Origin of the sequence: Fuscovulum ytuae (genome assembly GCF_029953595.1) — a bacterium.
GTDB lineage: Bacteria > Pseudomonadota > Alphaproteobacteria > Rhodobacterales > Rhodobacteraceae > Paragemmobacter > Paragemmobacter ytuae.
In genome coordinates, this window is record NZ_CP124535.1 from 3,147,413 (window position 1) to 3,158,214 (window position 10,802).

Sequence of the window (10,802 nt, forward strand, 5' to 3'; positions counted from 1 at the left end):
GTCCCGATCTGAGACTGGCTTGGACGATAGCCCGGCGCGAATTGCGCGGGGGCGTGAAGGGGTTTCGGGTGTTTCTGGCCTGCCTTGCGCTGGGCGTGGCGGCGATTGCCGCCGTGGGGCTTGTGCGGGCGTCGATCCAGCAGGGGCTGGCCGATCAGGGCGCGGTGCTGCTGGGCGGCGATGCGCAGATGGAATTCACCTACCGCTTTGCCACCGAGGATGAGCGGGCTTGGATGGACGGGGTTTCCGAGCGGGTTTCGGAGATCGTGGATTTCCGGTCCATGGTGGTGGTGGGCGAGGAAAGCGCGCTGACGCAGGTAAAGGCGGTGGATGACGCCTATCCGCTGCTTGGTTCGGTGGAATTGGAGGCGGGAACGCTGCCCGAGGCGCTGGCCGTGGTTGATGGCCGCGCCGGGATGGTGATGGACAAGGTTCTGGTGGATCGGCTGGGTCTGGCCATCGGCGATGCGGTCCGTATGGGCGTGGGGGAGTTTCGGCTGGGCGGCGTCCTGTTGCGGGAACCCGACAGTGCGACGGGGGGCTTTTCGCTGGGCCCGCGCACGATTGTGCGGACGGCCGATCTGGCGGGGTCGGGGTTGTTGGAGCCCGGTTCGCTGTATGAGACGGAATATCGCCTGATCCTGCCCGTGGGCACCGATTTGGCCGCGATGGAGCGGCGGGCCGAGGCGGAATTTGCCGATGCCGGGATGCGCTGGGATGACAGCCGCCGCGCCGCGCCGGGGGTGGAGCGGTTCGTGGACCGGATCGGGTCTTTCCTGATCCTTGTGGGGATCGCGGGGTTGGCCGTGGGTGGCGTGGGCGTGCAGGCGGCTGTGCGGGCCTATCTGGAGGGGAAGGTGGCGACGATTGCCACGCTGAAAACCCTTGGCGCGGAAGGGCGGCTGATCTTTCGCATCTATCTGTTGCAGATCGGGGTTCTGGCGGGGCTGGGGGTTTTGATCGGCCTTGCCCTTGGTGCGGCGGTGCCGATGCTCTTTGGCGGGGTGATCGAGGCGGCGCTGCCGTTTCCGGCGGAGGTGGGTGTCTATCCGCTGCCTTTGCTGGAGGCAGCGTTTTACGGGGTGGTGACGGCCTTTCTGTTCACCCTGTGGCCCTTGGCGCGGACCGAAGGGGTGCGGGCGGCGGCGTTGTATCGGGGGTCGGGTAAGGCGGGGATGCCTGCGGCGCGGCATCTGTGGGCCATCGGTGCCTTGGCTGTGTTGCTGATCGGGGGGGCTGTGTGGTTTTCCGGCACGTGGGAACTGACGCTGGGATCGGCGGGGGGCGTGATCGGGGCCTTGATCGTGCTGGCCGTGGCAGCGGTGGGTCTGCGGCGGCTGGCGCGGGGCGCGGCGCGGGCGGGGCTGGCGCGGGGGCGCGTGGCGCTGCGATTGGCGCTGGCCAGTATTGGCGGGCCACGGGATGAGGCGGGGGCGGTGATCCTGTCGCTTGGGCTTGGGCTTTCCGTGCTGGCGGCGGTGGGGCAGATCGACGCCAATCTGCGGGCGGCCATCGAGACGGACCTGCCGGAGCGGGCGCCGAGTTATTTCTTTGTCGATATCCAGCCCGGTCAGGTGGAGGGGTTCCTTGCCCGGATGAAGGGCGATGCGGCGGTGAGCAAGGTGGAAAGCGCGCCCATGCTGCGCGCGGTGCTGACCCAGATCAACGGGCGGCCCGCAAAAGAGGTGGCGGGGGAGCATTGGGTGGTGCGGGGCGACCGCGGGATCACCTATTCCGCCGAACCGCAGGAGAATGCCAAGGTGGTGGCGGGGGAATGGTGGCCTGCCGACTATACCGGGCCGGCGCAGGTGTCATTCGCCGCCGAAGAGGCCGAGGAGATCGGGCTGAAGCTGGGGGATGCATTGGTGGTCAATGTGCTGGGCCGCGATATCCCGGCGACGATCACCTCGTTCCGGCAGGTGGATTTTTCCAGCGCGGGGATGGGGTTTGTCATGACGATGAACCCGGCCGCCTTGCAGGGGGCACCGCATACTTTCATCGCGACGGTCTATGCGACGGAAGAGGCCGAGGCGGCGATCCTGCGGGATGTGTCGAAGGCTTATCCCAACGTGACCGCGATCCGCATCCGCGAGGCGATTGACCGGGTGACGGAGGCCTTGCAGGCCATTGCCACGGCCACAGCCTGGGCGGCGGCGGCAACGCTGGTGACCGGGTTCGTCGTTCTGATCGGGGCGGCGGCGGCGGGGGAGCGCGCGCGGGTCTATGAGGCGGCGGTGATGAAGACGCTGGGCGCCACGCGGGGGCGGATCTTGGCGAGTTTCGCGCTGCGGTCTGCGCTGACGGGGGCTGCGGCGGGAGGCGTGGCCATCGTGGCGGGGGGCCTTGCCGGATGGGCGGTGATGGTCTTCGTGATGGAGGCGGATTATTTCTTCGAACCCGTCTCGGCCATCGCCATCGTTGCGGGTGGGGTGTTTGCCACCATGGCGGCGGGCCTTCTGTTCGCGCTGCGGCCCTTGGCGGCGCGACCGGCGCAGGTCCTGCGGGCGCAGGAATAGCGCCCGTCCGGCCGGGGGCTTGGCTTGATGGGGTGGGGGCTGCTAGGTCTGGCGGATGGACCTTACGGTGATCCCCAACACGCAGGCGCGACGGCTGTTTCTGGACCGGCATGCGCTGGCCGAGGCGCCGGTGGGCGCGGCATCGGGCGCGGCGCTGGCGGGGCTGGTGGACCGGATCGGCTTCGTGCAGGTGGACAGCATCACCACGGTGGCGCGGGCGCATGACATGATCCTGTGGTCGCGCCGGCAGGGCTATCGCCCGGCGGGCCTGAAGCGGGCCTTGGAGCGGGACCGGCAGCTGTGGGAACATTGGACGCATGATGCGTCGATCCTGCCCGTGGCGCTGTGGCCGATGTGGCGGGGGCGGTTCGCGCGGGATGAGATGCGGCTGCGCGATGGTTGGCGCAAGTGGTTCCGCGAGGGGTATGAGGCGCAATTCGATACGATACTGGACCGGATCGCACGGGATGGGCCTGTTTCCTCGTCCGATGTGGGCGAGGGGGAGGTGCGGGGCAAGGGTGGCTGGTGGGACTGGCATCCGTCGAAGACCGCGCTGGAATGGCTGTGGCGCACGGGGCGGATCGCGGTGGCGCGGCGGGATGGGTTCAAGAAGGTCTATGACCTGACGGAACGGGTGATCCCCGACGCGGTGCGGGGGGCGGAGGTTTCGCCAGAGGAAGAGGTGGAATGGGCCTGCGCCTCGGCCCTTGACCGTTTGGGGTTTGGCACGGCGGGCGAGGTGGCGGCCTATTGGAACGCCGTTCCGGGCGAGGCGGTGCGCGACTGGCTGGCGCAGGCGGTGCGGGCAGGGCGGGTGGAAGAGGTGCTTATCGAAGGCGCGGATGGGACGCGGCGGCGTGTCTTTGCGTCGCCCGGTTTGGTGCGGCAGGACGTGCCCGAACCACCCGCGCGGATGCGGGTGCTGTCGCCCTTTGACCCTGCACTGCGCGACCGGAAGCGGGCAGAGTTCCTGTTCGGCTTCCGCTACCGGATCGAGGTTTTCGTGCCGGAACCGAAGCGGGTCTTTGGCTATTATGTCTTCCCCCTGCTGGAAGGGGCGCGGCTGGTGGGGCGGATCGATGTGAAACGCGCAGGCGAGGTGCTGGCCGTGCGCGCCGTCTGGCCGGAGCCGGGGGTGCATTTCGGCAAGGGGCGGATTGCCAAGCTGGAGGCAGAGTTGGATCGGCTGGCGGTCTTTGCAGGCAGCGCGCGGGTGGAATGGGCGGAGGGGTGGCTGAGGCAGCCAAAGCGGCAGCCGTGATCCTGCCTTTTCATCTTGGCGGTAAATACTCCGGGGGTCCGGGGGCTGGCCCCCGGTCCCGCAGGTGCGATCAGCGCAACCGCTTTAGAATATCGAGCGAGGCATAGCCATCCGGCACCATGCCGACGCTGCGCTGGAAGGCGCGCAAGGCGGCAAGGGTGTTGGGGCCGATCTTGCCGTCCACCCCTTTCGTGTCAAAGCCTGCCGCCGTCAGGCGTTCCTGCAATTCGCGCCGTTCTGCCCCTGTCAGGGCGCGGTCTTCGCGCGGCCATGCGGCGCGGATCGGGGGGCCACCCGCCAGACGGTCGGAGAGATGGCCGACGGCGATCACATAGGCGTCGGCGGCGTTGTAGCGTTCGATGGCGCGGAAATTTGCGGTGATGAGGAAGGCCGCACCGCGCGCGCCAGCGGGGAGCAAAAGCTCGGCCCGGTCAAGATCGGGGAGGTTTCCGCCTGTGGCATCCCGCAGGCCAAGTGTGGCCCAATCGGCAGAGGACATGGCGGTGCCTGTTCCGGCAAGCCCGTAGTCGAAATCGGTGGGCAATGTGACCTCGATCCCCCATGGCAGGCCCTTTTGCCAGCCGGACCGCGCCAGATAGGCGGCGGTGGAGGCGAGCGCATCGGTCGGATCATCAGACCAGATGTCGCGCCGCCCATCGCCGTTAAAATCCACGGCGAAGGATTGATAGGAGGAGGGGATGAATTGCGTATGGCCCATGGCCCCGGCCCAACTGCCCGTGAAGGCATCGGGGCCGATATCGCCTGATTGCAGGATGCGCAGGGCGTCGATCAGCTGCGCCTCGAAAAAAGCCCCCCGGCGTCCATCATGGGCGAGTGTGGCCAGCGCCTCGATCACCGGGATATCGCCGCGGTTGGCCCCATAGCTCGATTCCAGCCCCCAGATGGCGGTGACCACCTCGGCGGGGACGCCATAGGTGGCCTCAAGCCGGTCCAGCGTGGTGCGGTGCTGGGCGAGCGCGATCTGGCCGTTTTCCACGCGCCGATCCGATACGGCGCTGTCGAGGTAATCCCAGAGGGTGCGGGTAAATTCGGCCTGATTGCGGTCCTTTTCGATGACGCTTTCGTTGTAGCGGATGCCATTTAGGGCGCGGTCAAAGGTGGCGGGCGCGATGCCTGCGGCCAGCGCGCGGGGGCGGAAGGCGGTGACCCATTGGTCAAGGCCGGATTGGGGGCTGCTGATGGTCAAGATGGCCTCGGTCACGGGCGGCGGTTCGGGGGCAGGCTGCGGCATTGCGGCGGGGCCTGCAAGGGCCGGACCGGGAAGGAGCGAAAGGGAAAGGATCGCGGCACGCATCACATCACCTGCCTGTTGGTTCTTCTTGTGGTTGCAACAGAAGATAGGGCGGGGTGGCCCGCCTTGGAAGGCGGGGGGAAAGGGCGCTGGCGGGGTTTCGCCGGGTCAGCGGCGCTTGCGGATGACCTTGCGCTTCAGCTTGGTGTCGCGGGCGGCGGCGGCACCGGGTTTGCGGGGTGAGAAGCGCCCCTTTTTCCCAGTGCGCGGGCTGCGCGGCAAGGGGGCACCGTCGAGTGAGATCAGTTCCAGCGTCAGGCCGCCGGTAACGGGGATTGCCTCGGCCAGACGCACGGTGACCTTTTGCCCGATGCCAAGGGTGAGGCCCGTATCGGCGCCCATCAGGGTTTGGGTTCCATCGTCGTAGTGGAAGAACTCGCGCCCCACGTCGCGGATCGGGATCAACCCGTCGGCCCCGGTTTCGTCGAGTTTCACGAACAGGCCAAAGCGTTGTACGCCCGAGATGCGGCCCGTGAATTCGCTGCCCACGCGATCTGACAGATAGGCGGCGAGGTAGCGGTCGTTGGTGTCGCGTTCCGCCGTCATCGACCGGCGTTCGGCATCGGAGATGAGCTTGGCGGTTTCGTCCAGCGCCTCGATATCCTGCGGGGATAGCCCGTCGCGGCCCCAGTCATGCCCTGTGATCAGGGCGCGGTGGACGATCAGATCGGCATAGCGGCGGATGGGCGAGGTGAAATGGGCGTAAGACCGCAGGGACAGGCCGAAATGCCCGAAATTCTGCGGGTGGTAATAGGCCTGCGTCATGGAGCGGAGGGTGGTGATGTTCATCAACTCGTCAAATTCGGTGCCCTGCGCTTGAGCCAGAAGGCGGTTGAGATGGGCGGTTTTGAGAACCTGCCCCTTGGCAAGGGTGAAACCTGACGCCTCGGCCACTTCGCGCAGCGCGTCGAGCTTTTCGGGGCTGGGTTCTTCATGGACGCGGAACAGGAGGGGGCGTTTCAGGCGGGTCAATTCTTCGGCGGCGGCCACATTGGCGAGGATCATGAATTCCTCGATCAGGCGGTGGGCGTCGAAGCGTTCGCGGAAGGCCACGGAGAGCACCTTGCCTTCGTCCGACAGCACGATCTTGCGTTCGGGCAGGTCGAGGTCGAGCGGTTGGCGCAGGTGGCGGGCCTTGGTGGCGGCTTGGTAGGCCGCGTAAAGGGGGGTGATGACCCGGTCCATAAGGGCTGCGGTGCGGGGCGTGGGGTGGCCGTCCTGCGCTTGCTGCACCTCTTCGTAAGTAAGAGAGGCGGCCGAGCGCATCATGCCGCGGACAAATCGGTGGCTGATCTTGGTGCCTTCGGCATCCAGTTTCAGGCGGACGGCGAGGCAGGGCCTGTCCACGCCTTCATGCAGCGAACAGAGGTCGCCCGACAGGATATCGGGCAGCATGGGAACGACGCGGTCAGGGAAATAGGTGGAATTGCCGCGCTTGCGCGCCTCGCGGTCAAGAGCGCTGCCGGGGCGGACGTAATGGGCGACATCGGCGATGGCCACCCAGACGATATGGCCGCCGGGGTTGTGGGCATCGTGGTCGGCCTCGGCGAAGACCGCATCGTCATGGTCGCGGGCATCGGAGGGGTCGATGGTGACAAGCGGCAGGTCGCGCAGGTCTTCGCGGGCGTCCATGGGAGCGGGATTGGCGGCTTCGGCCTCTTGGATGACCGGGTCGGGGAAGCGGTCGGGGATGCCATGCTGATGGATCGCGATGAGGGAGACAGCTTTCGGCCCCATCGGATCGCCAAGGCGCTGAACGATCCGGGCGCGGGGCAGGCCCATTCGCTTGGGGCCATGCTGTTCGGCCTCGACCAATTCGCCGTCGCGGGCCTCTAGGCTGTCGTCGCGGCTGACGAGCCAATCCTTGTCGGCCCCTTTGTCGATGGGGATGATGCGGCCGCCTTCGGCGGATTTTCGGAAGATGCCGAGGATCTTGATCGGGTTTGATCCAAGGCGGCGGATGAGGCGGGCTTCATACTGGTAGTCGTCGAGATCGACCTTGGACAGGCGCGCAAGGACGCGGTCGCCCGCGCCGAGGGCGGGGTCGCCCTTTTTCGGGATGAAGAGGATGCGAGGGGCATCTTCCGCAGCACCCTGCCATTCCATGGGGCGCAGGAAGATATCCCCTTGATCATCGGGCGGCAGGGCGGTCAGCAGGGTGACGGGTGGGAGGGTGTCGGGGTCGCGATAGGTGCGGGCCTTTTTGGTGACAGACCCGTCGGCCTCTAGCTCCTTCAGGATGCGCTTGAGGTCGATGCGCGCGGCGCCCTTGATCCCGAAGGCCTTGGCAATGTCACGCTTGGCCGAAAGGCCGGGGTTTTCAGCGATCCATTGAAGGATCTGGGCTTTGGTCGGGATATCCTGCATGGCGATGGCCTAGCACGGGGCGGGGGAAAGGCCAATCGGTTTGGGGGGAACGCTGCCGTCGAAGGGGACAGGTCATCCGGCCCGATGGCTTGGCCATCGCATGTCCGGCGAAGTGGATCGTCCAAGAGAAGATCATCGGGGCGTTTCTTACCCTTGGGGATATTCCCGGACAGACGGCGAACAGATTGCCGAGCGTTACCTTTAATGGCGCGTCCCTTCTGTGTTTTCTGTCGACAAACATCCTTGGAGACGCGATCAGTCCAAATCTGCGCAAGGAAGGACCACAGGGAATGGAGAAGTTTCACAAGCTTCTTCGCCCCTCCGGCGCGTTTTTCTGGGAGCGAACTGCAAGCGGATTGCACCGAGATGTGCAGGCCTAAGCAGCCGAACTGTGGCGGTCTATCGAGGGTGGCGGCGCGGTCGGTGTGATCCTGCCTCCGGCTTTGATGACGCCTGCCGACGTTCTTGAATTGTGTCGTCGACACGCGCGCCCAGAAAAGACGGCAGAACCCGCGCTGGAGCAGATTGGCTGATCGTCGGCTTTTGAGGCCGGTTTGCAATGACTGCGCGTTGCAAGGCAGTTTCCGCAAGCAAGAATGGCGGCTAAGGTCCCGCCATGTCCGACGATGCGAACCGTATACAGTCCGAACTGACCCTGCGCGGTTTGCGGGTCTTTGTGGCGTTGGAGGAGACCGGTTCCATCGCGGGGGCCGCGCAGCGGCTTGGCGGGTCCTCGTCGGGCGTCAGCCAGCATATCACCGCGCTGGAAGCCGCCATCGGCGCGAAACTTTTCGATCGCCGCGCCAAGCCGGTCACATTGACACCCGCGGGTCAGGTCCTTCGCGCCCATGCCCACCGTATTCTGAACGTCGTGTCCGAAGCGCAAGCCGAACTGGCAGAAATTAGCATGACCAGCCTGCCGCAACTGAACCTTGCGATCATCGACGACCTTGATGCGTCATTGACGCCGGTGCTGGTGTCTGCCTTGCAGGCGCGGTTTCGCAAATGCTTTGTCCATGCCTTTTCTGGCAGGTCGGACCAGATCATCGAGCGTCTGAACGCGCGTGAGGCGGATATTGGCGTGACCGCCCTTCTGCCTGCCGATACGACGACGTTCCAATCCGCGCAGATACTTCGTGAGGCCTTCATCCTTGTCACGGCGAAAGGCGCGATAGGGCCCGGTTCCGACCCGCGCGAGGCGCTGACCCGGCTGCCCTTCGTCCAGTATTCCGAGACGATGCCCCTTGGCCAGAAGGTCGCGCAGCACCTCAAACGGGTGAAGCTGAACGTCCCGCGCCGCTTTGCCTTTGAGGCGACGCGATCAGTTCTGGCAATGGTGGTGCAGACCGGTGGCTGGACGCTGACAACGCCCTTGAACCTTTTGGATGCAGAGCGATTCATCCCGATGCTGGACATCCTTCCTTTGCCCTTTGCAGGAGAGACGCGGCACGTCCACCTTGTTGCCCGGGCGGAGGAGTTGGGTCACTTGCCCGAAGCGCTGGCCCGCGATTGCCGCCGCATCCTGCGCGACGTTTTGATCCCCCGCTTTGTCGCCATTGCTCCGGGTTTCGAAACGGCGATTGAGGTGGCGGAGGATGAAGCCTAGCTGAGCGCGAAATCTCGGATTGCCCCGACCAGACAATCCAGACTGTCCGTGAAGGGCACGGTCAGCGACCCGGTCAGGAGCGACAGTTCGGTGCAGGCGATAAGAACATGTCCCTCGGCCGCCTTGGCCAGCGCGGACATTTCTGCATGCGCCTCTGGCCCGGTATCGCCCGTCTTGACGCGACGGATCAGCGACAGGACCGGGCCCTCATCTTTGGGCCAGACCGGCGTGATGCCGGCCTGTGCAAAATGCGCGTCAAAGGCCCCTGTCAGGCGAATGGCGGGCGAGGCGAGCATAGAAACCCGCCCCTTCGGCAAGGCGGCCACCGTCGCCAGCCGCATGTCGAGGAAGGGCAAAGATGTGGCTGCCATGATCTGTGGTGCATAGGCGTGGGCGGTGTTGCAGGGCATGGCCAGCGCCTGTGCCCCTGCGGCCGCCAGATCGCGCGCCATCTGTGCCAGCACCGGGCTTGGATCTTCGCCCGTTCCTTCGATCAGCCGGCGGATACGGCTGGGGACGGCGGGATTTTGGTGGACGATCAGAGGAATATGATCGGCATCGTCCTGTGCATCGACTGCGGCCAAGAGGCGCTGCATCAGAAGCACTGTCGCCTCTGGTCCCATGCCGCCAAGGATGCCGACCGTCTTCATGCGTGGGGCAAGACGTGAGTATAGCCGGTCAGACCGATGGCGCCGCCTGTGTGCAGGAAGACGATCCGCTGGCCTTTGGTGAAATGCCCCTTGCGGCACAGGTCGATCAGACCCGCCGCGCCCTTGCCGGAATAGACCGGATCAAGAAGGATGGCCTCCTGTTTGGCGAAGATGTCGATAGCCTCAAGCGTGCTGTCTGCCGGAATGCCGTAGCCCTTGCCGATGTAGTCGCAGTTTGCCACGACATCCTCGCGCGCCACGACACTTTGGAGTCCGATCTTTTCTTCGGTCGCTTGCGCCAGACGGAAGACGTTGCCCTCTTGAACCTCTTTTGGCGCGCGTACGCCGATGCCGAGCAGGGGAAGCTGCGCGTTCAGCGCCTTTAGCCCGACGATCAGCCCGGCATGCGTGCCCGCCGATCCGGTGGCCGTCACCATGTGATCGAAGGTCAGCCCGCGCTCCACCATCTGCCCCAGCAATTCCAGTGCGCAGTTGACATAGCCCAGCGCCCCTGTTGCGTTCGACCCGCCTCCGACGATGGCATAGGGCTTGCGCCCTTCGGCCTTCATCCGCGTGGCCACGGCGAACATCTCGGCGTTCATGTCCAGACCTGGGCCCCGGTGTTCGATCGTTGCCCCATGAAGCACATCCAAAAGGACATTGCCGTTCAGGCGGTAGTTCGGCTCGTTATAGCCTGTGCGGTCTTCCAGCAGGATATGGCAATCCATCCCCAGCTTCGCCGCCGCCGCCGCCGTCTGCCGGGCGTGGTTCGATTGGGTGGCCCCTTGCGTCAGAACGATGTCGGCGCCCTGCGCCACGGCCTCGGCCATCAAGAACTCCAGCTTGCGAGTCTTGTTGCCGCCTGTCGACAGCCCGGTACAATCGTCGCGCTTGATCCAGATTTCTGGACCCAGCAGGGCCGAGAGGCGGGGCAAGTGCTCTAGGGGTGTGGGTAGGTGGCCAAGTCGGATACGGGGGAAGCGTGAAAGCTGCATCTGGTGTCCTCTGGACATGTTCTGTCCGCAGTTATCCCACGGGGGTCCGGGGGTGTGAAACCCCCGGCGATATGCCAAGGGCCAAAAGTGCCGGG

The 10,802-nt window shown here is 65.6% G+C and carries 7 protein-coding genes; 3 read left to right on the plus strand and 4 right to left on the minus strand.

Annotated elements, in window-relative coordinates:
- Positions 1 to 8: 8 nt before the first annotated feature.
- Both QF092_RS15190 and QF092_RS15195 read left to right on the plus strand, forming a co-directional pair.
- Positions 9 to 2,516, plus strand: coding sequence for an ABC transporter permease (locus QF092_RS15190; RefSeq protein WP_281470039.1), 2,508 nt, complete (start codon positions 9 to 11; stop codon positions 2,514 to 2,516).
- 55 nt (positions 2,517 to 2,571) lie between these two features.
- Positions 2,572 to 3,777, plus strand: coding sequence for a winged helix-turn-helix domain-containing protein (locus QF092_RS15195; protein WP_281465107.1), 1,206 nt, complete (start codon positions 2,572 to 2,574; stop codon positions 3,775 to 3,777).
- Positions 3,778 to 3,847: 70 nt separating this feature from the next.
- On the opposite strand, the gene QF092_RS15200 is transcribed toward QF092_RS15195, so the two are convergent.
- Positions 3,848 to 5,092, minus strand: coding sequence for a lytic murein transglycosylase (locus tag QF092_RS15200; protein WP_281465109.1), 1,245 nt, complete (start codon positions 5,090 to 5,092; stop codon positions 3,848 to 3,850).
- A 105-nt stretch (positions 5,093 to 5,197) separates the two neighbouring features.
- Positions 5,198 to 7,456, minus strand: a complete 2,259-nt coding sequence (gene rnr / locus QF092_RS15205) for a ribonuclease R (RefSeq protein WP_281465111.1) — start codon at positions 7,454 to 7,456, stop codon at positions 5,198 to 5,200.
- 616 nt (positions 7,457 to 8,072) lie between these two features.
- Between rnr and QF092_RS15210 the strand changes: the two genes are divergently transcribed.
- Positions 8,073 to 9,062, plus strand: coding sequence for a LysR family transcriptional regulator (locus QF092_RS15210; RefSeq protein WP_281465112.1), 990 nt, complete (start codon positions 8,073 to 8,075; stop codon positions 9,060 to 9,062).
- Here the strand turns inward: QF092_RS15210 and cuyB are convergent.
- Entirely contained in the window at positions 9,059 to 9,712 is a 654-nt protein-coding gene (gene cuyB, locus QF092_RS15215; protein ID WP_281465114.1) for a cysteate racemase, read from the minus strand. The two genes, QF092_RS15210 and cuyB, sit on opposite strands and share 4 nt — an antisense overlap.
- Positions 9,709 to 10,707 (minus strand): D-cysteate sulfo-lyase, encoded by a 999-nt coding sequence (cuyA, locus tag QF092_RS15220; RefSeq protein WP_281465116.1) that lies wholly within the window; start codon positions 10,705 to 10,707, stop codon positions 9,709 to 9,711. The genes cuyB and cuyA overlap by 4 nt, the downstream gene beginning before the upstream one ends.
- Between the last annotated feature and the right edge of the window lie 95 nt (positions 10,708 to 10,802).

Bases quoted from the DNA above. Each gene is read 5' to 3' on its own strand.
- QF092_RS15200 (WP_281465109.1), bottom strand. From the start codon at position 5,092: ATGCGTGCCGCGATCCTTTCCCTTTCGCTCCTTCCCGGTCCGGCCCTT.
- rnr (WP_281465111.1), bottom strand. From the start codon at position 7,456: ATGCAGGATATCCCGACCAAAGCCCAGATCCTTCAATGGATCGCTGAA.
- QF092_RS15195 (WP_281465107.1), top strand. From the start codon at position 2,572: ATGGACCTTACGGTGATCCCCAACACGCAGGCGCGACGGCTGTTTCTG.
- cuyA (WP_281465116.1), bottom strand. From the start codon at position 10,707: ATGCAGCTTTCACGCTTCCCCCGTATCCGACTTGGCCACCTACCCACA.
- cuyB (WP_281465114.1), bottom strand. From the start codon at position 9,712: ATGAAGACGGTCGGCATCCTTGGCGGCATGGGACCAGAGGCGACAGTG.
- QF092_RS15210 (WP_281465112.1), top strand. From the start codon at position 8,073: ATGTCCGACGATGCGAACCGTATACAGTCCGAACTGACCCTGCGCGGT.